At 67.5% G+C, this 26,279-nt stretch carries 20 protein-coding genes; 12 read left to right on the top strand and 8 right to left on the bottom strand.

Going from position 1 to position 26,279, the window contains the following annotated elements; all coding sequences use genetic code 11:
* Nucleotides 1-14 precede the first annotated feature (14 nt).
* The gene (locus ACW17Z_RS16050; protein ID WP_492056728.1) at nt 15-2,921 is read right to left on the bottom strand and encodes a bifunctional [glutamine synthetase] adenylyltransferase/[glutamine synthetase]-adenylyl-L-tyrosine phosphorylase; all 2,907 of its coding nucleotides are present in this window, start codon (nt 2,919-2,921) and stop codon (nt 15-17) included.
* A gap of 129 nt (nt 2,922-3,050) precedes the next feature.
* Here ACW17Z_RS16050 and ACW17Z_RS16045 point away from each other — a divergent pair, with 129 nt between their 5' ends.
* The gene (locus ACW17Z_RS16045; RefSeq protein ID WP_492056727.1) at nt 3,051-3,941 is read left to right on the top strand and encodes a M56 family metallopeptidase; all 891 of its coding nucleotides are present in this window, start codon (nt 3,051-3,053) and stop codon (nt 3,939-3,941) included.
* Here the strand turns inward: ACW17Z_RS16045 and ACW17Z_RS16040 are convergent.
* The 3 genes from ACW17Z_RS16040 to ACW17Z_RS16030 all read right to left on the bottom strand — a co-directional run bounded on the left by ACW17Z_RS16040 (nt 3,911) and on the right by ACW17Z_RS16030 (nt 7,364).
* Entirely contained in the window at nt 3,911-5,131 is a 1,221-nt protein-coding gene (locus ACW17Z_RS16040; RefSeq protein WP_492056726.1) for an FAD-dependent oxidoreductase, read from the bottom strand. The two genes, ACW17Z_RS16045 and ACW17Z_RS16040, sit on opposite strands and share 31 nt — an antisense overlap.
* 123 nt (nt 5,132-5,254) lie before the next feature.
* Nucleotides 5,255-6,661 (bottom strand): sensor histidine kinase, encoded by a 1,407-nt coding sequence (locus ACW17Z_RS16035; RefSeq protein WP_419320473.1) that lies wholly within the window; start codon nt 6,659-6,661, stop codon nt 5,255-5,257.
* 31 nt (nt 6,662-6,692) lie between these two features.
* On the bottom strand, nt 6,693-7,364 hold the full coding sequence (locus ACW17Z_RS16030; RefSeq protein ID WP_419320471.1) for a response regulator transcription factor: 672 nt from the start codon (nt 7,362-7,364) through the stop codon (nt 6,693-6,695).
* 336 nt (nt 7,365-7,700) lie between these two features.
* Here ACW17Z_RS16030 and ACW17Z_RS16025 point away from each other — a divergent pair, with 336 nt between their 5' ends.
* From ACW17Z_RS16025 to ACW17Z_RS15995, 7 genes are all read left to right on the top strand, one after another.
* Entirely contained in the window at nt 7,701-8,039 is a 339-nt protein-coding gene (locus tag ACW17Z_RS16025; protein ID WP_492056725.1) for a hypothetical protein, read from the top strand.
* 364 nt (nt 8,040-8,403) lie between these two features.
* The gene (locus tag ACW17Z_RS16020; protein ID WP_062148160.1) at nt 8,404-8,613 is read left to right on the top strand and encodes a cold-shock protein; all 210 of its coding nucleotides are present in this window, start codon (nt 8,404-8,406) and stop codon (nt 8,611-8,613) included.
* Nucleotides 8,614-8,714: 101 nt separating this feature from the next.
* The gene (locus tag ACW17Z_RS16015; protein ID WP_492056724.1) at nt 8,715-9,074 is read left to right on the top strand and encodes a DUF6481 family protein; all 360 of its coding nucleotides are present in this window, start codon (nt 8,715-8,717) and stop codon (nt 9,072-9,074) included.
* A 168-nt stretch (nt 9,075-9,242) separates the two neighbouring features.
* The gene (locus ACW17Z_RS16010; RefSeq protein WP_492056723.1) at nt 9,243-11,546 is read left to right on the top strand and encodes a glycoside hydrolase family 3 N-terminal domain-containing protein; all 2,304 of its coding nucleotides are present in this window, start codon (nt 9,243-9,245) and stop codon (nt 11,544-11,546) included.
* 291 nt (nt 11,547-11,837) lie between these two features.
* Nucleotides 11,838-12,572 carry a response regulator transcription factor gene (locus ACW17Z_RS16005; protein WP_492056722.1) on the top strand — a complete coding sequence of 245 codons (735 nt, stop codon included), beginning with the start codon at nt 11,838-11,840 and terminating at the stop codon, nt 12,570-12,572.
* A complete protein-coding gene (locus ACW17Z_RS16000; RefSeq protein WP_492056721.1) occupies nt 12,569-13,918 on the top strand; it encodes a FecR family protein in 1,350 nt (449 codons plus the stop codon). Before ACW17Z_RS16005 ends, ACW17Z_RS16000 begins: the two co-directional genes overlap by 4 nt.
* Nucleotides 13,919-13,975: 57 nt before the next feature.
* Nucleotides 13,976-16,207, top strand: coding sequence for a CHASE2 domain-containing protein (locus ACW17Z_RS15995; RefSeq protein WP_492056720.1), 2,232 nt, complete (start codon nt 13,976-13,978; stop codon nt 16,205-16,207).
* On the opposite strand, the gene ACW17Z_RS15990 is transcribed toward ACW17Z_RS15995, so the two are convergent.
* Complete coding sequence (locus ACW17Z_RS15990) at nt 16,204-16,704, bottom strand: hypothetical protein (RefSeq protein WP_492056719.1); 501 nt, start codon at nt 16,702-16,704, stop codon at nt 16,204-16,206. The two genes, ACW17Z_RS15995 and ACW17Z_RS15990, sit on opposite strands and share 4 nt — an antisense overlap.
* Nucleotides 16,705-17,217: 513 nt before the next feature.
* On the opposite strand from ACW17Z_RS15990, the gene ACW17Z_RS15985 reads away from it, so the two are divergent.
* Both ACW17Z_RS15985 and ACW17Z_RS15980 read left to right on the top strand, forming a co-directional pair.
* Nucleotides 17,218-17,598 carry a hypothetical protein gene (locus tag ACW17Z_RS15985; protein WP_492056717.1) on the top strand — a complete coding sequence of 127 codons (381 nt, stop codon included), beginning with the start codon at nt 17,218-17,220 and terminating at the stop codon, nt 17,596-17,598.
* A 140-nt stretch (nt 17,599-17,738) separates the two neighbouring features.
* Nucleotides 17,739-19,397, top strand: coding sequence for a M10 family metallopeptidase C-terminal domain-containing protein (locus ACW17Z_RS15980; RefSeq protein ID WP_492056716.1), 1,659 nt, complete (start codon nt 17,739-17,741; stop codon nt 19,395-19,397).
* 97 nt (nt 19,398-19,494) lie between these two features.
* Here the strand turns inward: ACW17Z_RS15980 and ACW17Z_RS15975 are convergent, their stop codons facing one another.
* Nucleotides 19,495-20,382 carry a TauD/TfdA dioxygenase family protein gene (locus tag ACW17Z_RS15975; RefSeq protein ID WP_492056715.1) on the bottom strand — a complete coding sequence of 296 codons (888 nt, stop codon included), beginning with the start codon at nt 20,380-20,382 and terminating at the stop codon, nt 19,495-19,497.
* Nucleotides 20,383-20,611: 229 nt separating this feature from the next.
* Between ACW17Z_RS15975 and ACW17Z_RS15970 the strand changes: the two genes are divergently transcribed.
* The gene (locus ACW17Z_RS15970; RefSeq protein WP_492056714.1) at nt 20,612-21,790 is read left to right on the top strand and encodes an acetyl-CoA hydrolase/transferase family protein; all 1,179 of its coding nucleotides are present in this window, start codon (nt 20,612-20,614) and stop codon (nt 21,788-21,790) included.
* On the opposite strand, the gene ACW17Z_RS15965 is transcribed toward ACW17Z_RS15970, so the two are convergent.
* Complete coding sequence (locus ACW17Z_RS15965) at nt 21,791-23,035, bottom strand: pentapeptide repeat-containing protein (protein WP_492056713.1); 1,245 nt, start codon at nt 23,033-23,035, stop codon at nt 21,791-21,793.
* 160 nt (nt 23,036-23,195) lie between these two features.
* Here ACW17Z_RS15965 and ACW17Z_RS15960 point away from each other — a divergent pair, with 160 nt between their 5' ends.
* Entirely contained in the window at nt 23,196-23,798 is a 603-nt protein-coding gene (locus ACW17Z_RS15960; protein ID WP_492056712.1) for a helix-turn-helix domain-containing protein, read from the top strand.
* Here the strand turns inward: ACW17Z_RS15960 and ACW17Z_RS15955 are convergent.
* Entirely contained in the window at nt 23,795-26,248 is a 2,454-nt protein-coding gene (locus tag ACW17Z_RS15955) for a zinc-dependent metalloprotease (protein ID WP_492056711.1), read from the bottom strand. The two genes, ACW17Z_RS15960 and ACW17Z_RS15955, sit on opposite strands and share 4 nt — an antisense overlap.
* Nucleotides 26,249-26,279: the final 31 nt, after the last annotated feature.

Below are 26,279 nucleotides of genomic sequence, written 5' to 3'. Positions count from 1 at the left end.
ATGCCCATTGAACGTCAGGCTCGCGCTTTTCCGTCGCGGCGCATGATCGCCTCGAACGCCGCACGCGCCTCGACCTTGGCCTTGGCCAGCTTGGTCTTCAGCGAGCGGAATTCCCGGACATGCCCAGCCCGCGCCAGCAGGACCCTGAAGGCCTTGGGCTCGCTCTCGGGATCACCGCCCTCCTCCAGCGCCACTTTGATCAGTTGCGAGAGGTCCTGCTCCAGCCGCCAGGCCGTCTCCAGGCAGGCCAGGGCCGCGTCATCGGCCAGACCCGCCGCCCTGAGCGCCGCCAGCGCCTCGCCGGTATTCTGCGCCAAGGGGCCGCCATCGGCGGCGTGCCTGAGCTGCAGAAACTGGGCGACGAATTCGATGTCCACCAGGCCGCCAGGCGTCAGTTTCAGGTCCCAGACGCCCTTGCCCGGACGCTCCTGCTCCATCAGTTCGCGCATCTCCAGCACGTCGGCGGCGGTCTTCACCGGATCGCGCGAGCGGCGCAGAGCGGCCTCGATGGCCGCCTCGGCGCGAGCCTGGAAGGCCGGCGAGCTGGCCCACATCACCCGGGCGCGGGTCAGGGCCAGCAGCTCCCAAGTCTCGGCCTCGCGGGCATAATAGTCCTCGAAGGCGGCGAAACTGACAGCGACCGGCCCCTTTGTCCCCGAAGGCCGCAGCTTGAGGTCCACCTCATAGAGCGTGCCCTCCCCTGTCGGCGCCGACAGGGCGGACGTCAGGCGCTGGGTGAAGCGGGCGTAGAAGCTGTCGGCGCTCCAGCTCTTGATCGATGACATCGCCCCCCCTTGGGCGGCGAGATCATCGACCGCATAGAGCGTCATCAGGTCGAGGTCCGACTTGGCGGTCATCTCGCGCGAACCGGCCTTGCCCAGGGCCACCACGGCGACCTCGCCAGGAAACTCGCCGCCGATGCGCACGGTCTCCGCCAGGGCGGCGGGCGCCAGGCCCCCGACGATCAGGTCGCCCAACCCCGCAAAGGCCGCACCCACATCGCTGGCCCCGGCGGTGCCACTCATCACCCGCACACCGATCCGGAAGCTCTGATCACGGAAGAGGCGGCGGGCGGCGTTCATCGCGCCCTCGAAATCCTCGGGATTCCAAGAAGCCATTTCGGGCACGGCCATGGGGCCGAAGAAGGCGGGGTCCAGCAGGGCGTCCAGCGCCGTCGGGCGCCGCGCCAGGGTGGCCGCCAGGCGCGGGGCGAAGGCCATGACCTCGACAATCAGTTCGAACAGGCGGGGCTGGGCCAGGAACAGCGACTGGATCTGCACGCCCGAACTCAGCAACGCGAAGAAGTCCGCGAAGCGGTTGAAGGCGGTGTCCGGCGCGCCGGTAGCGTTGGCGGCGTCCAGAAGACGCGGCGCCAGACGCGTGAACAGCTCGCGCCCCCGCTCGGTGCGGGTGGCGGCGATACGGCCATGGTGCCAGCTGCGAATGGTGGCGGCGACACGCTCGGGGCTGGAAAAGCCCATGCGCTTGAGCGTGGCGAGCGTCTCCGGATCGTCTTCGACCCCGGTGAAGACCAGGCTGCCAAAGCGCGAGGACAGCTCCTCCTCGCCGGCGAACAGGCGGCCATACCGCACGTTCACGCCCTTCAGGATCTTGCCGACGGTCGCATCAAAGCTGCGCAGGTTGTCGTGGTTCCAGAGCGCCGCGACCTTCTTCCGGTCGGTGTCGGATTCCGGCAGCTTGTGGGTCTGGTCATCGGCGATCATCTGGGCCCGATGCTCCAGCGCTCGCAGCTCCTGATAGGCCTTGGCCAGCCAGTCGGCGTCCTCGTGCGTGACGTGGCCGGCGTCGGCCAGGGTCCGCAAAGCGTCCAGCGTGCGCGGGCCGCGCAGGTCCGGTTGCCGCCCCCCCAGGATCAGCTGCTGAGTCTGGACGAAGAACTCGATCTCGCGAATGCCGCCGCGCCCCAGCTTGAGATCCGCGCCCTTGGCGGTCAGGCGGTCATCGACCTTGTAGGTGTGGATCTGGCGCTTGATCGAGTGGATGTCGGCGATGGCCGCGAAATCCAAGTTCCGTCGCCAGATGAACGGCTGCAGCCCGGCCAGGAAGGCCTCGCCTTCCTTCATGTCGCCGGCCGCGATCCGGGCCTTGATGTGGGCGGCGCGCTCCCAGTTCTGGCCGACGCTCTCGTAATAATCCATGGCCGCGTCGACGGGCATGGCCGGCGGGGTCGAGGACGGGTCGGGACGCAGGCGCAGGTCGATACGGAACACATAGCCGTCGGCCGTGCGTTCCTGCAGGATCCGCCCCAGATGGTTGGCGATGCGGACCGCCACGCCCTGCGGCTCGACCCCTTCGGCGACCGGCAGCTTTTCCGGCGCGTAAAAAATCGAGAAATCGATGTCGCTGGAATAGTTGAGCTCGAAGGCCCCGTGCTTGCCCATGGCGATGCAGAACAGGCCCGGCGCAGGCCCAGCCTCGGCGTCGCCCACATGGGTCAGGGCGCCGCGATCCACCTCCAGCCGGACGGCCTGGGCCAGGGCGGCGCGCAGGGTGGCGTCGGCGAAGCGGGTCAGGGCGCCGGTCACCGCGTCCAGATCCCAGACGCCGCCCAGGTCGCACAGCGCGGTCAGCAGATGCAGGTCGGCCTTGAGTTCGCGCAGCACGCGGCGCGCAACCTCGAAGTCGGGTTCAGCGGCGACAGCGTCGGCGGCGGACAGGATTTCCGACAGCCGCACCTCCGGATCAGCCTCAAGGATCGACGGCAGGCGGCGGGCGTCGCGGCGGGCCAGGCCGGCCAGATAGGGTGAGGCGCCGAACACCGGGGCCAAGGCCGGCCAGGCGGCCTCGATGTTTGCCGAGGCGTCACCGACCCGCTTGAGGATCGCTTCATGGGCGCGCTCGGCGGCCTTGGGATCGGCGATGGGACCACATGGGGCGAGGCGTTCGAGCAGGCGAGTCATGGCGACACCGTGGCCCGCTGGCGCGACCTGGGCAAGACACACGCTTGACGCGCGATATTACAGTTGTAACCATTGCAGCGCTGAACCCGGCGGGACGGAACGGGTGGCGCATCGACGGGGAACGCGATGATGTTCGAACTGCTCGCCTTGGCGCTGACGCGGGTTCAGATCGCGGCGGCGGCCGGCGTTGTGCTGGTGCTGCTGCTCCGCCTTCCGGTCCGCCAGCTGTTTGGTCCCCGCCTCGCCTATGGGCTGTGGGCGATCGTGCCTGTCGCCGCCGCCGCAAGCGTCTTTCCCAGCCTCGCAGAGACCCTGGAAGTCGGCGCTCCGACCGCGCCCTTGGCGCCGGGTCTGGCGATGAAAGTTATGGCGGCGTGGCTCATCGGGGGCGCAGTCTTCGCCGGCTTCATGCTGTGGCAGGAGCACGCCTTCCGGCGCACGGCGGCCAAGGGCAAGGCCGGCCCCGCCGTGATGGGCTCCCTATGGCCCCGGATCATCCTGCCCCATGACTTCGAGGCGCGGTTCAACAGCCGCGAGCGCGACCTGATCCTGCTGCATGAACGCACGCATATCCGCCGGGGCGACCCTATCGCCAATCTGGCTATCGCCGGATGCCGGGTCCTGGGCTGGTGCAATCCTCTGGTTCATCTCGGCGCGGTGTTTGCCCGCATCGACCAGGAACTGGCGTGCGACGCCACGGTGCTGTCGCTGAAAAGCGACATCCGCGCCGACTACGCCAAGGCGCTGCTGAAAGTGTCGAGCTTTGGCGCCGCCTCGCCGCTGGCCTGCGGCTGGGGCACGCACCCCTTGATCCTGCGGGTCGCCTTCCTGAGTCGCCTCGAGCCCAGCCGCCGACGCGAGATCGCCGGCTTCATCGCCCTGACAGCCTTGGGTCTGGCGTCCTTCCTGGCGGTCTGGAGCATCGCCCCGCGCGGGATCGTCTATAGCGATCTGGCCCCGTCGATCGATATGAACCGGATGTACGCTGATCAGGCCGCCCGAGGCTTCGGCCGACTGTAGAGCGCCGCGATGGTGGCGATGGCCTCCTCGGCCTCGCTCCGGCTGGCGGTTTCATTGTCGTCGTCATAGCCCCAGGCCTCGGTCTGCCCGACCTTCTGGACGACGATGCCGTCACGCCGGGCCAGGATCGACACACCCTTGTAGTAGAGGCCGTAATTGACCTCGGGCTGGGGGATCAGCCAGGCGATCTGGCCGCGCACGGGGATGAGGCTCTCGTCCTTCCACAGCGCCCGCGCGCCATAGCCGGTGCAATTGACCACCACCTTCTGCTTCAGCACCGCCAGATCGGCGGGGGTGTGGAAGGTCATGGTCTCGACCCTGCCGCCGGCCAGCAGGTAGTCGGTCATCAGCAGGTGGGCGTATTCGGCGATGTTGAACTGCATCGACGTCCCGCGCCGCGCATAGGGCGTCGGGAAGGGGTGGCTGCCGGCAGCCAGCTCCATCCCGCGCGGGGTAATGTCCCGCACACGCTCGATATACTCGACGAACTGTACGCCTTTCGGATCATGCGGCGTTGCGCGCCCCGGTCCCGGCGGCGCGTCGAACAGGGTGTAGCGGTCAGTCCATTCCACCGGATTGCCCGCCATGCCCAGATAGGTCTGGTAGGCCTTGTAGGAAGTCCGGCACATCTCCTCCCACTGCGCCTCGAACCCCGGCGCGGTCGCGCCCACGGCGGCGATGCGGGAGTCGGGCGACCAGGTGCCGGTGGCCCGGGCCGAGCGGGTGTCGGGCGTGCGCTCGCTGGCATAGATGGTGACATTGGCCCCGGCCCGCCGCAGCAGGGTGGCCGTGGTCAGGCCCAGGGCGCCGCAGCCGATCACGGCGATGTCGCGCTCGCCCGTCGACATGGCGTTCCTGGCCGCGATGGTTCCCGAACCCCACGACAGCGACCAGCCGCTGCCGCCATGGCCATAGTTGTGGACCACGGTCTTGTCGCCGACGGTCTCGACATCCAGACGCGGCCCGGCCTTGCGGAACGGGCGCAGGCAGACCGTGATCTTCGAGATGCGGTCCGGCTTCATCCGGATCGGCGCCAGGCGGGGCACGGCGTCGAAATCGCCCAGTCCCGCGACCAGGCCGGGACGGGCGATCTGGCCGGGCGCGCAGCCGGCCACGCCGAGCAGGCCCAGACCGCCAAGCCCGGCCAGGAAGCCGCGCCGGTTGCGTATCGCGTCGGTTTCGAAAGTCACGCCGGTCCTCGCGCCCGTGAATTGGAACGCCATTCTGGACCAGCGCCGTACGCGGTTCGACCCCGAACCCGCGCTCGTCCACAGTTACGGGGAAGTGCGCCGCCTAAACCGGCGCCCTGCCCGCTATTCGACCCGGGGCAGCACCAAGGCGACCCGCAGGCCAGGGCCCATGCCGTTGTACTCGCCCGGCCCCTCGGCCAGTTCCAGCCGGCCGCCGTGCGAGGCGGCAACAGCCTGAACCAGCGACAGGCCAAGGCCGGCGCCCGGCTCGCTGCGGCTGTTCTCCAGGCGCACGAAACGCTGGACGACGCGGGCGCGGTCTTCGTCGGGCACGCCGGGGCCGGTGTCGGTGATCGAGAATTCCAGCTCGCCGGACGAACGGCGGCGCGCCCGCAGCATGATCGCCCCGCCCGACGGGGTATATTTGATGGCGTTGTCGAGCAGGTTGGCCAGGGCCTGGGCGATGAACTCGCGATTGCCGCGGATGTTCAGGGCCGGGGTGATCTCGGCCTTAAAGTCCAGGCCCTTGTCCTCGCACGAGAACTCGTAGAGCTCGGCCATGTCGCGGGCCAGTTCCGAGGAGTCGAAGCTCTGCTGGTCGGGCGCCTGACCGGCGGCCTGCAGGCGGGCGATGGCCAGCACCGCATTGAAGGTCTTGAGCACGCCATCGGCGTCTTGCAGGGCGGTTTCCAGCGCCGCGACCGGATCGCCCTTGCCGTTCTCGGCGTCAATCAGGGCCACTTCCATGCGGGCGCGAAGGCGGGTCAGGGGCGAACGCAGATCGTGGGCGATGGCGTCGCCGGCGTGGCGCAGCCCGCCCATCAACCGCTCGATGCGGTCGAGCATGTCGTTAAGGCCCTCGGCCAGCTCGTCATACTCGTCGCGCGCGCCGCGCACCTTGGCGCGGGCGTGCAGGTCGCCGGCCTGCACGGCGGCGACCAGATCGACCAGCCCCTGCATGCTGCGCGACACGTTGCGGCTGATCAGGACGCCGCCGGCCAGACCCAGGATGATCACCAGCGCCCCGGCGCCCCACAGGGCCCGGACGATCTTTCGGACATAGCCCTCGGACGCCGCCACGTCGGCGCCGACGAACAGCACTTCGCCGCCGGTCAGGCGCTCCTGCACGCCACGGGCGGCGTTGCGCACCTCGGCGCCGTCAAGATCGACCTCGGTGACCTTGAAGCTGGACCAGCTGGGGCCGTCGCCCTCGAAGTCATCCAGCGGCGAGGCCTCGATCGAGCCGGAAATCCGCTTGCCGGTCTTGTCGGCCAGAAAATACAGGAACGGCCGCTCTCCAGTGGCGCGCTCGACGATGGTCTGATTCAGGGCGTTGACGCCGCCCTGGCGATAGGCGGCCTCGAGGCTCTCCATCTCGCGGCTGATCTCGGCGTCGGCGCGGCGGTTCACCTCGCCGGCCGTGGCCACATAGATATAGCCCAGGAACGCGCTGGCGGCCGCCGCGAACAGGGCCAGGAACAGCAGGGTCAGCCGGAACGGCGTGGTGCGGAGAAGGCGCGGCAGACGCATGACGGGTCTCGGCGGCGGACCGCCCTATCTCCTAGGGATCGAGCCGGTAACCCGCGCCGCGCACGGTCTGCAGCATGGGGCGGTCGAAGCCCTTGTCGATCTTGCTGCGCAGGCGCGAGATATGCACGTCGATGACGTTGGTCTGCGGGTCGAAGTGGTATTCCCACACCTTCTCCAGCAGCATGGTGCGCGTCACCGACTGGCCGGCGTGGCGCATCATGAATTCCAGCAGCTGGAACTCGCGGGGCTGGAGATCGATCTCCTTGCCGGCGCGATGGACGGTGCGGTTGATCAGGTTCATTTCCAGCTCGCCCACCTTCAGGGTGGTGGCCACGGCGCCGGTCTCGCGACGACGCGACAGGGCTTCAACCCGGGCCATCAGCTCGGCAAAAGCGTAGGGCTTGACCAGATAGTCATCGGCGCCGGCCTTCAGGCCCACCACGCGGTCGCTGACCTCGCCCAGGGCTGACAGAAACAGCACCGGCGTATTGTCGCCTTCGCGGCGCAGGGTCTCGACGACCTCGACGCCATCCTTCTTGGGCATCATGCGGTCGACGATCAGGACGTCGAAGCCGCCCTTGCCGGCTTCCTTCAGGCCCGCTTCGCCATCGGGCGCGTGGACGCAGTCATAGCCAGCCTCGGTGAGACCGTGGGCCATCGCGCCCGCCGCCTCGATATCGTCTTCGATGATCAGAATACGCATCAGCCAGTCCCTCATGCGCCCACGAACGGAAAACTGACGTTCTCCCGATTCGACCCTCGGACGCGATCCTTGGCGATGGATACCGGTTTTGGGACGGTCCGTCCCTTAAACCTTGGACAGACAAAAGTCGTCCCGCCCGCACTGCCAGGCAGGCGTTACAGGCGCAAAGGTCTTTCAGGGCGGCTTCGTTAAGGATGGGGCTATTGCGGTTGGCGACAGTGACCAGACCCTTGTCGTTGATCCCACCGCCACCGACGCAAGAGGGCGAGCCGGACGCGATGGCGCTTATCCACCGAGATTGCTACAGAGCGCCCTCGTCAAGGAGCCCCCGACACCATGGCCCGCAAACTCTCCGGCAAGGTTGTCGCCGACGTCACCGCCCTGGCCGACAAGGCCTGGTTCGACGCCAGGCCTGAGCGCGACTTCATGCTGCGCGATCCGGCGCCGCTGGAGTTCAAGGATCCGCTGGGTGAAGCGGGCGAAGGCTTCAGCTGGCGGGTGCTGGTGGTTCGGCTGGATGGCGGCTCGCGCCTGCGCCTGCCGATCTCGCTGGCCTGGGACCTGCACAACGATCACGCCAAGGAGCAGCACCTGGCCGTGATCTTCGAACAGGTCGCGCCGGAACAGGCCAAGGTCCTGCGCGCGACGGCCGTCGCCAAGACGGCGCGCGCCTAGTTGGCCGAAGCCGCGCCTGCGCGCTGGCGCGTGCAAATCGATGGCCCGTAGAAAAGTCTCGCACCTGCCGTCATGCGCACCGGCCAAGCTTGATGAAATTTCGGCTCAGCCGTGCAAAATATTCTAGGCCGATTTTATTTTCCCAGAACTCCAAGACCGTTCCGAATTTTCTTCCATTTTACAGACGTTGCGCCCCCGATATTTTTCGAGTATGGTGTGCGTATTAAATGACGATTTGGTTCGATTGCTCTCCAACGCTTTATCTCAGGATCGAGCTTCGAGCCCATCACGATCCTCTCCGAAAATTTGATCACGCGGCTCACATTCGAGCCGCGCGGCCCTATTCACCTGAAAGGTGACCATCATGACGACCGGTACCGTGAAGTGGTTTAACTCCACCAAGGGCTTTGGCTTCATTCAACCTGACGACGGCGGCGCGGACGTGTTCGTGCACATCTCGGCGGTCGAGCGTTCGACCCTGGGTTCGCTGAACGAAGGCCAAAAGCTGTCCTACGAACTCGAGCGCGACCAGCGCAGCGGCAAGATGTCGGCCGGCCAGCTTCAAGCTGCCTAAGCCTAATCGGAGCGCGGGTTCGTCCCGCGCTCCAGCCTGGCTTCCTGACGATCAACCTCGAATGACACACGGGGTTTTCCCCCTTCGCAATTCGAGGCCTCATGAACGAAACTCTGCGCACCAACTTCTCCACCAGACTCCAGACCGCCGCCGACGCCAAGAAGGCGCTGCTTGAAAAGTTCAAGCCCAAGGCCGCCGTCGTCGATCCCAACTTCGAAAACCGCGACGCCGAGAAGGCCGCCGAACTCCAGCAGGTTCGCGCCGATCGCGCCGAAGAACGCGCCGCCGCCCGCCAGGTCGTGGCCGACAAGATTCAGGCCGCCGAGCAAGCCATCGCCGACAGCGCCGCCGCCGTGCTCAGCCTCAAGCGTGGCGCCACCAAGGAACGCAAGGCTCTGTCCAGCGCCGAGGCCAAGGCCAAGCGCGACAGCAAGTATGCCGCCCGAAAGGCGCGTAACTAGCTCACCGCACAAAACAAGCATGATGAAGGCCGGGTCATTCCGGCCTTTTTACGATCAGTATTTGACAGCGTTGTCAGAACAGCGAAATTCTGTGGTGCGCCGCCACAGCCTCGGCCGGATGGACGACAAAGAGCTCCGCTTTGCAGGGGCCGCTACGGGAGACCAGGAATGTCGGCAATCGCCACAGGACCCAACCGCCGCGCTCTGCTGGCCGGGGTCACCGCCCTCGCCTTCGCCGGCGCGGCCCGCGCCTCGGTCGCGCCTCTTTCCCGGCACTCAATCCTGATCAAGACGCTCATCGCCCAGATGACTCTGGACGAGAAGATTGGCCAGCTGAACCAGGCGCCCGGTGGGCGGCAAAGGGCGCTGAACTCCAGGATCGATGCGGCCCAGCTGGACCTGGTGCGCAGGGGCGGCATCGGCTCCTACCTTCATGTGGCCGGCGCAGATTTCCTGCGCGAACTTCAGCGGGTGGCGGTCGAGGAAAGCCGGCTGAAAATCCCGCTGCTGTTCGGCATCGATGTGATCCATGGCTTCCGCACCATCTTCCCCGTGCCGCTGGGCATGGCCGCGACCTTCGACCCCGACATCGTCAAGGCCTGCTCGCGGGTGGCGGCCATCGAGACCTCGGTCAGCGGCCTGCACTGGACCTTCACCCCGATGGTCGACATCGCCCGCGACCCGCGCTGGGGCCGCATCGTCGAGGGCGCGGGCGAGGACCCCTATCTGGGCTCGCGCATGGCCGAAGCCCAGATCCTGGGCCTTCAGACCGACGACCTGTCGGGCAAGGACGCGATCCTGGCCTGCGCCAAGCACTTTGGGGCCTATGGCGCGGCCATCGGCGGCCGCGACTATGACAGCGCCGATATCTCTGAGCGTACGCTGCAGGAGGTCTATATGCCGTCCTTCTTCGCCTCGGCGCGGGCCGGCGCCGGCAGTTTCATGACCGCCTTCAACGACATCGCCGGCGTGCCCACCACCGCCAACCAAGCCCTGGTGCGCGGCCAGCTGCGCGACCAGTGGGGCTATCAGGGCCTGGTGGTCAGTGACTGGAACGCCATCCTGGAACTGATCAATCATGGGATCGCCGAAACCCCGGCCCAGGCCGCCGCCCTGGCCCTCAAGGCCGGTGTCGACATGGACATGGCCAGCGGCGTCTATGCCGGTCACCTGAAGGAAGCGGTCGCCGCCGATCCGTCGCTGACGCCCTATCTGGACCAGGCCGTCGGCCGGGTGCTGGCGACCAAGGCGCGACTGGGCCTGTTCGACGACCCCTTCCGCTTCGGCGACGCGGCTCGGGAGAAGACCGAGCTCAACTCTCCCGCCCACCGGACCATCGCCGGCGAGGCGGCGCGCAAGGCGATCGTGCTGCTGAAAAACGAGGGCGGTCTGCTGCCCCTGTCACCGGCGGGCCAGCGCATCGCGGTGATTGGAGCCCTGGCCGACGACGCCTCCTCGGCCCTGGGCTCTTGGCGCGCACGGGGACAGGTCGGCGACGTGAAGACCCTGCTGACCGCCCTGCGCGAGCAGTCCGGCGCGACCCTCGACTACCAGCCCGGCGCCGCGCCGCGCGGGGACGACGCCTCGGGCATTCCCGCCGCCGTCGCGGCCGCAAAGGCCGCTGACGTCGTACTGCTGGTGATCGGCGAGGACTATGACCATAGCGCCGAGGCTCGCAGCCGCTCTCAGATCACCCTGCCCGGCGTGCAGTCGCAACTGGCCCAGGCCGTGCTGGCGACGGGCAAGCCCGTCGTGGTGGTGCTGATGAACGGCCGCCCCCTCGCCCTGGCCGACATCCTGGGCAAGGCCGGCGCCGCGCTGGAAACCTGGTTCCTGGGTGTCGAAAGCGGCCCCGCCATCGTCGACATCCTGATGGGCAAGGTCTCACCTGCCGGCCGCCTGCCCGCTGGCCTGCCGCGCAACGCCGGGACCAGCCCGACCTTCTACGCCCATATGCCCTCGGGCCGCCCGGCCGATCCGGACCTGGCCAAGGACAGCGCCCGCTACCACGATGTGGCGATCGGACCGCTCTACCCGTTTGGCCACGGGCTCAGCTATGCCAGCTTCGCCTATGCGGACCTTGCCATCGACAAGCCCAGCATCGGGCCGGACCAGTCCGCCGCCATCAGTCTGTCGGTGACCAATACCGGCAAGATCGCCGCCGACGAGGTGGTGCAGCTCTACATGCGCGACCCGGTCGCCTCGGTCGCCCGGCCCGTCAAGGAACTGCGCGGCTTTGTGCGCCTGACCCTGAAGCCCGGGGAGACCCGCAAGGTCACCTTCCATCTGCATGCCACGCAGACCGCCCTCTGGAAGACCGCCGACCAATGGCGCGTCGAGGCCGGGCGCATTGATGTGCTGGTCGGCGCGTCCTCTGAAGACATCCGCCTGAAGGGAAGCTTCACCATCACCGGCTCGGCCATCGCAATGGAGCCCGCCGCGTCGCTGCTCACCCGGGTGTCGGTGGGATGATGGAAGAGCCTGCGCTACCGTCGCTGATCGCCGCCGATGCTGCGCGGAAGGCAGCCAACCCCTGCGCGCAACACCTTTCCAGCTCGCCTCGGCTCAACCCCCGAACAAAAGCGGCTCGACCCGACTGTAAACCATTGTAAAATCCTTGCTTGGCCTAGCGCGACGCAAGGGCGAACAAGGTATTCCAAATGGGCGGACGATCATCTGGATCCCCCCCACCGGACAGACGGACGACCGCCGCGCGCCCCGCCTCGAGCGGGGCGCGCGAATTATTTCTCCACAAGTGAGAGCATGAAAGTCGCACTTCTCGACGACGACGAGAGTCACAATGCGCTGGTCGCCGGCTTGCTGGGACCGGCCGGGTACGACTGCGTCAGCTTTACCCATCCCGAGCGGCTGCTGACCGAATTGCGCCGCCAGACCTTCGATCTGCTGATCATCGACTGGAACATGCCCGATCTGTCCGGCATCGAGACCCTGCGCCGCCTCGACGAGATGCTGAGCACGCCGCCGCCCGTGCTGCTGCTGACCAGCCGTTCGATCGAAGCCGATCTGGTTGAGGGCCTGAACGCCGGCGCTGACGACTATATCGTCAAGCCGTTGCAGCCGCAGGTGCTGCTGGCGCGGGTCAACGCCCTGGCGCGTCGGGTCTATCGCCCCTCGACCACCCAGCAGATCGAGCAGCACGGCCCCTATCGCATGGATCCCGGCGCCCACACGGCCAGTTGGGAGGACCATGTCGAGGCCCTGACGCCCAAGGAATTCCAGCTGGCGACGATCCTCTTCAACAACCTGGCCAGGCCCCTCTCGCGCGAGTATTTGCTGCGCCGGGTCTGGGGCCAGCGTCCGGATCTGGAGACCCGCACCCTGGATGCCCATGTCTCGCGATTGCGCTCAAAGCTGCAGCTTCGTCCCGCCAACGGCTTTCGCCTGACGACGGTCTATGGTTTCGGTTATCGTCTGGAGGCCTGTGACCCACAGGGCTGCCGTGAAGCGGACGCCGAAGCCGGAGCGACCCAAGCATGACGTCCAAGCGCGACCTGACTCTTCTCGCCGCCGGCCCCTTCGCATCCATCCTGGGCCTGACCACCGCTACCGCGGCTTTCGCAGCGCCGCCGATCGATACGCCCGTGGCCTATGTGATCAGGCCAGGCGACACCTTGATCGGTCTGGCGGCCGCGTATCTGAACAAGCCCGGCGACTATCTGGAGGTGCAGCGCGCCAATCAGATCGCCCGGCCGCGCGCCCTCCGAATAGGCTCGACGCTGAAAATCGATCCAAGGTTGCTGAAGAGCACACCCATCGACGCGCGGCTCAGCGCTGTCAGCGGCGCTGTGGATCTTGAGACCAACGGCGCCCGCGCCCCGGCCCGCGCCGGCATGGTGCTGGTCGAGGGCCAGCGCCTGATCACGGGCCCCGGCGGCTTCGCCACCTTCGAGATGGCCGATGACTCGCGCGTCACCCTGCCCTCGAACACCAGCCTGCGTATCGATCGCATGCGCCAGACCATTCTCAACAATGCGCCCCAGCGTGTCTTCCAGATGGACCGGGGCCGCGGGACGATCTCGGCCACGCCCAATCCCAATCCGAGCGGACGTTTCGAGGTGCGCACCCCGGTCTCGATCTCGGCGGTGCGCGGCACCGAGTTCCGCGTCGGCCAGGACCCGACGGGCGCCAAGGCCCAGACCGAGGTGTTGAAAGGCGCAGTCGGCGTCGACCTGGCCTCGGCCTCGACCGAAAGCCCCCCCGTGCCCGCCGGCTTCGGCGTCAGCGCTACGCCGGCCGGCGTCAGCGCGCCGATCGCCCTGCTGCCCGCCCCCAAGCTGGGCGAAGGCGGCCAGCGCCAGGGCGACAAGATCGTCCGCTTCGCCGTCGAGCCCGTGCAGGGCGCGGCAACCTATCGCCTGGCCCTGTCGCGCGACGCCGGCTTTGTCGAGGTCTTCGCCGAGGCCGACACGCAAGCCCCCGCCGCCGAGTTCGGCGAGATCGCCAACGGCACCTATTTCGTCCGTCTGACCGCTCTGGATACCGGCGGCCTTGAGGGGCTGCCCGCTGACTACAGCTTCGACCGTGATCTGGACGTGCTCGAGCCGGGAGCGCCGCCCAGCGCCCAGGCCTCGGGCAAGCACCGCAACTTCCTGTTCCGCTGGAGCGCGGCGGGCGATGGCGTGCGTGTTTACCGGTTCCAGCTCTTCACGGGCGCCGACGCGACCTCGCCGATCATCGACCAGCCGGGCCTGTCCGAACCGCAACTGACTCTCACCGATCTGCCGCCCGGAACCTATGGCTGGCGGGTCAGCGCGGTGCGCTTCAAGGGCGGGACTTTCGCCGAAAAAATCGGGCCGATGCAGACGCTGCAGATCGGTCGCTAGATCTTGAACTCGCCCGAAAGACGGCTTGACCAGGCGGCCGCGTCACCGCGCCGGCGCTTGCTGACCTGGCTGCTGGTGGCTGCCCTGACCAGCCTGACCCTGGCCGGCCTGACCGCCAGCCCGCTTACGACGCGCCTGGACAATATCCTCTACGACGCCCTGCAACGCGCCTCGGCGCGGCCCGTCGATCCCTCGATTCTGATCGTCGAGGTCGATGAAAGGAGCCTTCGGGACATGGGCGCCTGGCCATGGTCACGCACTGCCCACGCCCGGATGATCGACCATCTCAGCCAGGCCGGCGCGCGAACCATTGTCTATGACGTGCTGTTCAGCCAGCCTGCCGCCACGCCCAGCGATGACGTCGCCCTGGCCAACGCCATCGCCCTGTCGGGACGGGTCTATCTGCCGCAATTCATCGAGCCCGGCCCGGGCGAAGGCGCGCCGCAGCAACTGGTTGGACCGCGTCCAGACATCGCGCGCGGCGCGGCCGGCCTGGGCCTGGTCCATGTCATGTTCGATGCGGACGGCGTTGTCAGGCGCATGGCGCCGTTCGAGGCCTTTGGGCCCGACCTGCGTCCGGACCTGATGACCGTGGTCCATCGGGCCACGCACGCGTTCGACGCGCGCGACATCACGCGCGGCGCTGAGACCAGCCTGCTGATCCCCTTCGCCGGCGCGCCGGATCGCTTTCCACGCCTTTCGTTCTCCGACGTGCTGGCCGGCGATGTCCCATCGGAACTGATCGCTGGTCGCACCGTCTTTGTCGGCATGACCGCGCCGGGTCTGGGCCCCGCCTTTCCGACCCCGGTGACGCCCGACGCGGCCAGCATGACCGGCGTCCAGCTTCAGGCCAGCATCCTTGACGGACTGCGCAGCGGCACGATGATCCGCCCCGCCGGTCTGGTCAGTCGCATCGCCTTCGCGCTCAGCCTGCTTTGGCTGTTGCTGGCGGGCCTGCTGGTGCTGCCGCCGCGCGCCAATCTGATGCTGGTGTTGGGCCTGTCGAGCCTGGCCCTGGCGCTGAGCTGCGCCTTCTTCTGGCGCCTCGACCTTTGGCTTTCGCCCGTAGCGACGATCATCGGTCTGGCGACCGTGTCGCTGGTCTGGGGCTGGGGACAGTTGGGCCGGGTCAGCGACCTGCTGGGCCGCGAGCTAAGCCGCCTTTTGCCCGTGACCCACACCCCGCCGGCCGAGGGCTTCGAGAGCGATCTCGTCGCCCGCCAGGCGCTCAGCCTGGGCGCCGCCATCAACCGGATCGAGGACCTGCGTCGTTTTTCGGCCGACGCCCTCTTCAGCCTCCCCGACGCCACGATCGTTCTGGACGTCCGACGGCGGGTGATCGCCGCCAACGCCGCCGCCCAGTCCCTGCTGCGCGGAACCCACCTGCCCCTGGCCGGCGCCTCGGTGGCCTCCCTGCTCAACGCCCTGGAGCCCCTGGGCCGCACCTTTGATGAGTCTTGGCCGCCAGAGGCGGAGCGAATCGAGCCGGTCGATCTGCACCTGAGCGACGGTCGCGCCTATCAGTCCCAGACCGTGTTCCGGCGCGACGAGGCTGGCGAGAGCGCCGGCTGGATCGTGCGCCTGGCCGACATCACCACCCTCACGGCCGCGATGCGTCAGCGCGAGCAGGCCCTGCAGTTGTTGACCCACGACATGCGCTCGCCCCAGACCTCGATCCTGGCGCTGCTGGCCACGACGCCCGACCTGCCTGAAGACGTGTCGGACCGGCTGGCTGCCTGCGCCCGCCGCACCCTGGCCCTGGCCGACGGCTTCGTGCAACTGGCCCGCGCCGAGGTCACGCCGGTGGCCATGGAGCCGGTCGATCTTTGCGACGTGGCGGTGGAGGCTGTTGACGAGCTGTGGCCGCAATGCCTCCAACGCGACATCAAGATCCTGCAGGATGGCTGCGATACGCCGCTGATGGTTCTGGGCGACCGGGGCGTGCTGGCCCGCACCCTGGTCAACCTGCTGGGCAATGCGGTCAAGTACAGCCCCGAGGGCTCAGAGATCAAGGTTTCGGCGCGCGCGACCCACCAGGACGGCCGAGCCTTCGTCGATATCGCCATCAGCGACCAGGGGCCTGGCCTGTCGCCGGAAGAGGCGGCCATGGCGTTCCGGGCATTCCAGCGGTTCGACCGGCCCGGTTCAGACGCGGCCGGCGGCGTCGGTCTGGGTCTGGCCTTCGTCGACGCCGCTGCTGCGCGTCATGGCGGCGGTGTGTTATGCGCCAGCACGCCGGGCGCCGGCGCAACCTTTACCCTGCGCCTGCCGGAGTATCGCCCCGGCTAGGGCGCCGGCGTGGTCAGCGCCTTGACCAGGCGATCGGCGGTGACTTCGGCGTCGGCGGCGTCGGCCCTCACGGTCGCCCAGGCGGCCGGCTTGCCGGTGGCGACATCCAGCACAACGGCAGTGGCCGTATGGGCCGGACCGCGACGGTTCCAGAAGTGGCGCTTGGTCGGCGCGCTGCGCCAGGCGGTATCCTTGAACGAGGCCCCGGCCACGCCGGAGACCCCAACAACCGGCGCAGACACGCCAACGCCCACCTGCAGCAGATAGGCCGGCGGCCGGCCGCCCGAGACGTCCGCGCCGCTGGCCGCCAGACGCTTGAGAACCCCGGCCTGAATCGCAGTGGCCAGGGCCGCATCAGAGGACGCCGACTGACCGCTCAGCGGCGCCAGGCTCTGGCCGCGCAGGGCCGCGAGACTTCCCTCACGCACCACCGTGGGAGCCGTTGCACAACCGCTCAAGGCAAGAGCGCTCGTCAGGCTGAAGACCAAGATACGCATGCAACTCGCTCCCTCATCGCCGTCTCTCGGCGAAGCCCCGATCAGCGACGGAAACTAGCCATCTCAGAGGCTGAGGTCACCCGCTGATCGCGTCCATGTCGCGCTAGAGTGGCGCCGCCCAGTCAAGGAGCCGCAAGAGCACCCAGAGAAACAGGGCCCATAGCGCCAGACTGACCACTATGGCGGCCGCGAACCGCAGCATCCAGCGTCTGGCAGGGTGCTGATCAGGGGCCAGACCCATGCGGCCGAGCCTATGTTGCATCCAGACCAACAGCTTCACCACACGCCCAAGCGCGCACGGCACAGGTCACGCAGCACCCGGGCAAGGTTCTGCGCCGGCCGATCGGGCAGGGCCACACTCTGGGTCATGCTGTGACCGGACCGCGTGCGGCGGCCTGCTGCAGCTCCATTCATCTCCCACCCTCGACCCATTTTGGGGCTGTTAGAAACCATGAGCAGAAATGCCACCAGAGGTTACGGTTCCATTTTTACAATCCGTTACAATGCCTTGGAGTGATCAGACCCGCCGGCCAGGCGGCCGCCTATGCGTGGCTGAAGGCGCAGGAGGCCCGGGGGGACGCCAGCCGTTGGCCTACGACCGGACGGGGGGCGGGCGCTGGCCGATCTGGAAAGGCCCCGGCCTCCTACGGCGATCGCAGCCTTGCCGAGCAGTCCGCAGCGTCGCGCCGCGCGGCCGAACTGGTCCGCATCCAGTACAGGGAAGGTGGCGTCGATTTCCTGGTGCTTCCCAACGCCGAACGCACCCCGCTGGTCGCCGACGACGCCCTCACCGTCGCCGGCGACCAGCGTCAATACCGACGTCGTAGCCACCTACACGGCGCGGGGCCGTGGCTGGAAGCCGGCGCCCACATAGAAGAAGAATGGCGGCGGTGACGGTAACGCTCCGTTCACCGCCGCGGGCGCCCAATGTCCGCGCGTCCGTCCGTCGCAAGTGTTGCAGTGTTGTAGCGACGGAGCTGGGGGAATAGGTTCAAGGCTAGGTCGGGGGACCTCTTCCATGAGTAAGTGTCGCTATGGCGTTTGACCTCTCGCACCCCGAAACTCTCGCCACGGCGGGGTCCGAAGACCCGCAGTTCTATCTGAACGCAGACGGCCGGACCGGAGTGACGGTAAACGGCAAGCCCAGCCTGTCTGTCGAAACGGCCGGGCTGACCCTGGTGGGCTTTGCGCCCGGCTGGTCCTCGGCCCTCGGCGAATCCTACACCCTGACCTATGGCTTCCGCTCGACGGCGCCTGATGCCATGCCCGACGACACGGCCGGGTTTTCGCGGTTCAACGCCACTCAAATCCAGCAGGCAGAGCTCGCCCTGACCTCATGGTCGGATGTCGCCAACATCACGTTCATAAGGGTCGGCGCGGGCTCGACGGGAGAAACAGCCTATTCGAACCAGGCGTCCATTCTGTTCGGCAACTATTCCAGCGGTGTGGAGGGCGCGGTCGCCTTCGCCTATCTGCCGGGCAACCCGGCGATCACGGCGCGCTCGGGCGACGTCTGGATCAACAGCACCTTGGGCTACAACACCGCGCCTACAGCCAACAACTATGGCGGCTCGGTCCTGGTCCATGAACTGGGCCACGCCATCGGTTTAGGCCATCCCTCCGACTACGACGCGGTGGACGGGGCCATTTTCACCTATGCCACGGACGCCGACTACTATCAGGACTCTCGCCAATATACGGTGATGAGCTATTTCAGCGAGAGCAACACCGGCGCAAGCTATGGCGGCCGATACGCTTCCGCCCCTCAACTCGACGACATAGCGGCCGCGCAGGCGGAATACGGGGTCAACATGACCACCCGTACCGGCGACACGACCTACGGCTTCAATTCCAACGCCGGCAGGCCCTGGTTCGAGGCCACCACGGCTTCCACCAAGGTGATCTTCGCCGTGTGGGACGCGGGCGGAACCGACACCTTCGATTTTTCGGGCTTTTCCAACAGTCAGATCATCGACCTACGCCAGGGTCACTTCTCCGACGTCGGCGGTCTGGTCGGAAATGTCGCCGTGGCCATGGGCGCAATCATCGAAAACGCGCGCGGCGGTTCCGGTGTCGACACGATCAACGGCAACAGCTCGGCCAACTGGCTGCGCGGCGAAGCCGGGAACGACACGCTCAACGGCCTGGCCGGCGACGATCGCCTGGACGGCAATGACGGCAACGACACGATCACGGGCGGCGATGGCTTTGACCGGATCAACGGCAATATCGGCGCCGACTATGGCTATGGCGGCGCGGGGACCGACTGGGTCGTCGGCGGCCAGAACAACGACCAGCTGTTCGGCGATGCCGGCGATGACATCGTCAATGGCAACCTCGGCAATGACGTTTGCTATGGTGGCGAGGGCAATGACATCGTGCGCGGCGGTCAGGGCGACGACGTCCTGTCGGGAGACGTCGGCAATGACTGGCTGGCCGGCGACCGCGGCGCCGACAACATCACCGGCGGGGCCGGGGCGGATATCTTCTACAGCTTTTCCGGCGCCGGCTCTGACCTGATCACCGACTTCAGCCGCGCCCAGGGTGACCGTATCCAGCTGGATGCCGGTCAGACCTACAGCCTCTACCAGAGCGGGGCCAACGCCATCATCGACCTCGGCGGCGGCGACCAGATCATCCTTTCCGGGGTCAACATCTCGGCCCTGACCGGTGACTGGCTGATCGGCGGCTAGAACATCTTCTGATCCGACTGGATCGGGAAATGTTCTAGTCTTTTGTTTTGACGTATTTTTTGACGACGAACCGGCGTCCACTTCGTCGGAAAATGCTCTAGTAGGGCGCGTCGCCGACGATGGTCACGCGCTCGACGATCCGCTCCTGCGGCCAGTAGTCGAGGATGGCGTAGTGCTGGGTGGCGCGGTTGTCCCAGAAGACGATCGCGTTCGGCGTCCAGCGGAAGCGCACCTGATATTCCGGCGTCTTCACACGATCCAGCAGCTCGGCCAGCAGGGTCCTGGCCTCGTCCTCGGGCAAGCCGAGGATGCGGGTGGTGAAGACCTTGTTGACGAACAGGTGCTTCTCGCCGGTCTCCGGATGGGTGCGGATCACGGGGTGAACCATCAGCGGATAGGCAGCGCGCAACTCGTCGCGCTTGGCCTGATCGACGCGGTAGCCATAGCTCTGGATGATGTCGTGCTCAGCGGTCAGGTCAGCCAGCTTGTCCTTCAGGGCCTGGGGCAGGTCGCGGTAGATGGCGGCTGTATCGGCAAACAGCGTGTCACCGCCCAGAGGTGGCATGTCGCGCATCCGCAGCACTCCGCCCATCGAGGGCGCCGCGCGGAAGGTGACGTCGGTGTGCCACTTGTTGGCCACGCGAACCAGCGGCACGATCTCCTCGCGCAGCTTCATGCCGTCGGCGGCCTCGATGTGCAGGATTTCGGGAAAGCCCGGCACGTGGCTGGTGACCGGATGGCCCTCCAAATCGCCGAAATAGCGGCCGAACCGGACATGGTCGGCGTGGCTGATATCCTGGTCGCGGAAGAACACCACCTTGTGACGCAGCAGGGCAGTCCGGATCACCGCCACGACCTCGGGCGTCAGCGGTTCACGCAGATCCAGGCCGGAAATCTCGGCGCCCAGCACGGTGCTGACGGGGGTGACGGTCAGACCCGCATAGTCTGGGGTATCGACGGCGGCGATAGGCGCGTGAGCGTTCATGGCGTCCTCCCATTGGGCGCTGCCCGTCCGCGCGAGCAGCCTTGATGGCCCTACCCTATGCGTGGAGGTCTCAGGCTCAACGGAGTTTTTCTCCCATGCCTGTCAGAGGCGCGGAACCAACCCGTCGATGAAGTCTGGGCTGGATCGCGTTGCAGCCTCTATGGTCGGGCCGCTAAGCTGGGCTTTATCGTCCCGCTCACGACCCGTCAGCGGCCAGCGGAACCCCAGCATGACCCGCGTCTTTGTAAGCGCCTCGGCCGCCGAACCCTTCGCCGCCGCGCCGCTGTCGCGACAGCTGGAGCCCCTGCTGTCCGCGACGTTCGAGGGCGGCTTCATCCCGGGCGTCAACACGTTCGACTGGAGCAGCCTGGGACCAGACGCCCGCATGGCCGGCCCCTTCATGTCGCCCGCCTGGCGGCCGATCCTGGCGGCAGGACGGTTCGAGCGCCTGCCGACGACCTACCACGGCTTCGCCCGGCGAGTGGCGGCGGCGCGCTATGCGGCGGGGCTCTTCATGGTCACGCCGCCAGACGCCAATGGCCTCTGCTCGTTCGGCCCAACCATCGATTTCCCCCCGACGGCTCTGGAGCGATGCGCGATCAGGATCGGAGTGATCAACCCGTCCCTGCCCCGGCTGGCAGGATCGCCGACCGTACCCGTCAGCGTCTTCGACGAGCTCATCGAACTCGACACCCCGCTGGTGGAATATGCCGTCCGAGCGCCGGGGACCGTCGAGACGCTGATCATTGAGCATGTCGTCGCGCTGATCCCCAACGGCGCGACCCTGCAAGCCGGCATCGGCCGACTGGGCGACGCGCTTTGGGTGGGGCTCACCGGCAAGGAGGGCCTGGCGCTGCACAGCGGCATGATCTGCGATCCGGTCGCCGCGCTGATCCGCCAGGGCGTCTTTGCACAGGTGACGACGGGCAGCCTGCTGGGATCGCGCGCCTTCTACGCCGAGGCCGCTGATCTCCCGGGCGTCGTCATGGCCCCGGCCCTGGAGACGCATGACATCGCCCGCCTCGCCCGGATCCCGACCTTCGTCGCCGTCAATTCAGCCATCGAGGTCGATCTGCTGGGACAGGTGAACGCCGAATGGGTGGATGGCGAAGCGATCTCGGGTCCCGGCGGCCTGCCCGACTTCATCGGCGGCGCGCGTCGATCACCCGGCGGACTGCCGATCATCGCCCTGGGCTCTACGGCCAAACGCGGCGCGATCAGTCGGATCGTTCCACGCCTGGATGTTCCGCCGACCCTGCCCGCCTCCGAGGTCGGGATCGTGGTGACCGAACATGGCGCGGTCGATCTGCGAGCGCTGCAGGGCGAGGCGCGCGCCATGGCCTTGATCGAGATCGCTGCGCCCGACCATCGGGCTGCCTTGCGTCAGGCGTGGCGACGCGGCGTCTGACTACAGGTCCAGCACGAAGGCGCCGTCGTCGTCCGCATGGTCTGTCGCAACCTGGGCTGCCGAACGCCGGGCGCCATGCAGGTCTGTGTCGGACAGATCCGTATCGCCCAGATCGGCGTCGCGAAGATCGGCATAGCGCAAACTGGCCTTGGCCAGTTGGGTAGGCTTTTCGCGATCGACCTTGAAGGGCAGAGCGCTTAGCAGCGCCCCGCGCAGATTGGCCTGTTTGAGGTTCGCGCCCAGAAGACTGGCGCCGCGCAGGTCGGCTTCGCGCAGGATGGCGCCGCGCAGATCGGCGCCGTCCAGCAGCGCCCCCTGCAGCGAAATCCGGCGCAAATCCATTCCGGCCAGACACGCATTTTTGGCGCTGACCGCCGTCAGGAAGGCGCCCGCCATGTCTGCGATGGGTCGCAGGTCCTCACCGTCCAGCACGGCGGGTTCGCCTGACTTGCCGCCGCTGGTCACCCACTCGCGATGCGCCGCCAGCTTGACGAAAATGAGGGCGGCGCGTGCGGCGGCCTCCGTCCCCGGGTCGCACAGGCAGCGATCCATGACCGCGCCCATCGTCCGGGCCTGAGCCAGATCCACGCGTGTCAGGACCGCATCGGTGAAGTCGGCGCTCTCCAGATTGGCGCCGCGCACGTCGACATCATCGATCACCGCCCCGCGCAGGCTGGCGTTCTTGAGATTGGCGCCGACAAGTTTCGCGCCACGCATCGAGCATTCCGAAAAGTCCGCCGCCGCTGCGGATACGTCGTCCAGGCGGGAGCGGTCGAGCACAGCCCCCGAGACATTGGCCCCGTCCAGCTGACCGGCCGAGACCTTGTGGCGAATGAGGGCGAACTTGGTGTCCTCATCGGAGATGGCGATCCGGCCCGCCCGCAGATCGGCCTGGGTCATGTTGGCGTGCGAAAGATTGGCGCCCTTCAGACGCGCCCCTCGCATGTCGGCCTGCACCAGCGAAGCACCGACAAAGCTGCTGGCTTGCAGATCCGCGCCGAACAGGCAGGCCCGAGCCAGCCGCGCTCGATCGAACTTGCAGCGGACCAGGGTGCTGCCGGTCAGATCCGCGTCGGCCAGATCACGCCCCGAGAGATCAACGTCCTCCATAATCGCGAAGCGCAGCACCAGTCGCCGACCGCCCGGCTTTCGCGCAACGAACCACTCATGTGCGGCAACCATCAGATGGGCCTCACGCTGGTTGACGCGAATGCGCTCGGGGTTTTTCGCGGGCTTCAGGGCCACAGGTCCGGAATCTCCCGAGCGGCGAAGGCCGATCTCGTCTGATCCTCAGGGTTAAGCTCAAACCCTTTATTTTCGGTCGACCGCAGGCCTGTGCGCGGATCGGCGAAGGTTACGCGAAATCAACTGGCGCGGCGCCCGCTCAAACTGAGAACATGGCTTCATGATTCTCGAAGGAAAAACTCAACCCCAGAAGAAGCGCCGCCAGCCGATCGGCGCGCGGATCAAGTCGCGTCGCAAGGCTCTGGGCCTGACCCTGCAGGAACTGGCCGATCGATCGGGCCTGTCCAAGCCCTTCCTGTCACAGGCCGAGCGCGACCTGACCACGCCGTCGCTGATGTCGATGCTCGGCTTGGCCAAGGGCCTCCAGGTCGAGGTCTCCTATTTCATGGAAATCCCGCAGGCCCAGGACATGGTGCGCCGCGCCGACGAGCCGGCCGAAATCGCCGTGGACTCGCCGGTGGCCTATTTCGACCTCTCCTCAGCCCTCCCAGATCGCAAGCTGGACGCGGTTCTGATGCGCATTCCGCCCGGCCACTGCTTTCCGGTCGACACCCGCAATGGCGAGCACTTTCGCTATGTTCTGGAGGGCGAACTCTATGCCCGGGCGGGCGACATCCACACTGTGCTCAGGGCCGGCGACAGCATGCACTTCGACGCCCGCGCGCCTCACACGGTGGAGAACCGCACCGAACGCGAGGCGGTTTTGCTCTATGTCGGCACGCCCAGCGTTCTGCAGCGGGGCGCGCCGGCAGAGCCCGCCTAGTCTATGCCAGGGTCCATGTCGCCGATCGGCATCCCGGGCGGCGTTTCGGGCTTCAGCTTGGTTTCGCCCAGCACCCGTGTCAGTTCGTCATCGTCCTTCAGCAGGGCCACCAGACGCAGGTTCAGGGCGCGGTCGGAGGCATCACTGCCCGGCGCGGCCTTTAGCCGGGCGGCCAGATCAACAAGCCTTTGATCGATCTCTGAGGCGGCCTGGGGCGAGCGTTTTACGTCACGCGCCGCGGCGGCCAGATTCAGCACCGTGCGCCACCGTACCCGCCGGGCGACCTCGGCCTGACGCCCCGAGGCCGGTGCAAAGACCGTCGTCAACAGCGTGTCGACGACCTCGCCAACGCCGGGCTGGGCGGGATCGCGGCGATGCTGGTCGACCAGGCGCGCCAGGCGGTCGGGCGCGAGCAGCGGGTCAAGCGTCACGCCAGCCGCCACATCAGCGGCCACCAGCGGGTCGAACACCGGGCCGCCCATACCGGCGAACACCTCGATGACATGCTGGCGGTCGGTCTCGCCCGATTGCCCGCCCGACAGCAGCGGGAGCAGCTTTTCGGGCGTGTCCAGCTCGGCCGGGGCCAGGGTCGCCATCAAGGCGCCCAGGGCCGCGCGCTGCTTCTGGGGCGCTACCAGCGGCGCGATCTGGCCCGCGTCGCCCTTGACGGCATAGCTAAACTCGACCCCCGCCACCTGCTTGACCGTGGCCTCGACCTGGTAGCGATGCAGCAGATAGATCGGCACGTACTTGCGCTTGAGGGTCTCGACCGTTTCGCCGGTCTTCAGAGCGCCGAGACCAAACTGGTCGATCGCCACCCGCCGCACGGCGATCATCCGCCAAAGCTCGGCGACCGAGTCCGCGCCATCATCCCACAGCGCGCCCCATGGCTGGCCGGAATTGGGGCCGCGCGCGTCGCTGTCGGTGATGTAGCGGAGCTTTGTGGCCGCCGCCTTGGCCGCCAGAGCCGGCTTCGGCGCCTCGCCATACAGCCAGTCGACCGTGAACATGTCCCACGCGCCGACGCCGACGCCATAGGCGTCGGACAGGTCGATTTTGCCGTCCGTAACCTTCACGCGCGGCGCGGGATAATCCATCACCGAGGCCCGATCCTGGGTCGAGGCGGCGAAATTGTGCGCGAACCCGATCGAGTGGCCGACCTCGTGGGCCGACAACTGACGCAGCCGGGCCAGCGAGACCTGGATCGGATCATTGGCTCCCCCCTTGCCGTTCTGGTCGGCGCCGACCAGGCCTTCGAAGATCAGCATATCCTGGCGCACCCGCAGCGCGCCCAGGATCACCGAGCCCTTGAGGATCTCCCCGGTGCGCGGATCGGAAACCGACTGGCCCATCGACCAGCCCCGGGTGGCGCGGTCGACCCAGTTGATGACGCTGTAACGCACGTCCAGCGGATCCACGCCCTCGGGCAGGACCTCGACGCGATAGGCGTCCTTGAACCCCGCCGCCTCGAACGCCTTGGCCCACCAGGCCGCGCCCTCGACCAGGGCGGTGCGGATCGGCTCCGGCGCGGCGCGGTCGACATAGAAAATGATCGGCTTCTTGACGGTCGAGACCGCCGCTGTCGGGTCGGTCTTTTCCAGACGGAACCGGCGCGCCCAGCGGCCGACGATGTCGTCGCCCAGCGGCACGGCATAGTCCAGGCCGACGACGCCCCAGGTGCCCGTGCGCGGATCAAAGGCGCGCGGCACGAAGCCCGGCTCGGGCAGCTTCACCAGCGAGTGGCGGACGATCAGGGTGATCTGCTTGGCGTCGGGAGCGATGTTGCGCGTCTCGGGACCGGGCGTGTCGGAAGCAAAGGTCTGGCGAGCCTCGAACTCGATGTTCTCGGGGAACACCTTCACAGCCGAAGGGTCGGCGATCGACAGGTCGGAGACCAGCTTGAAGCCGTTCTCCCCGGCCTGCTTCAGGGCGTCGGCGGCGCCGATCACGTCGCGGGTCAGGAAGCTGGAGATATCCACGAGGATCCGGCCGTCCGGCGTCTCGCTGACCACGTCTCCGGCCCAGACCGTCGAAACGGCGAAGGACTCGCGGGCCGCGATCTGTTCGGCGGCGGGTGCGCCGGCGGCGGTAAACTTGGGGTTCTCGTACTCGGCGATGACCTTCTTGCCGATGCGACGGAACACCAGGACCTGGGTGTCCCCCAGAGCGGCGCGGTCCAGGCCCACCGGGGCCGAGCCAAGACCGGTCTTCAGCGCCGCCACATAGAGGAACCGACCGCTGACGCCATCGGCGTCGGCCTTGGGCAGGGACAGCAGGATGCGGCCCTTGGCCTTGTCGATGTGAACCGGCAGCAGGCCGTCCTGACGCGTGGTTCCCGCCAGGGCGGCGTCGGAAGCGGGCGGCTTGTCCTTGGGCGCGGCCTGGACCGGCGTCGCAGCGGACAGAAGCAAGGCCGCCGCGAGCGCGGCGCGGCTGACGGATCCGAACATGTAAGACGCCCCCAAATGAACTGACCGGTCG

This window comes from Caulobacter sp. GSs2 (assembly GCF_058680895.1).
Note: the sequence above shows the minus strand (reverse complement) of the source record. Positions and strands in the feature narration are given on the sequence as shown.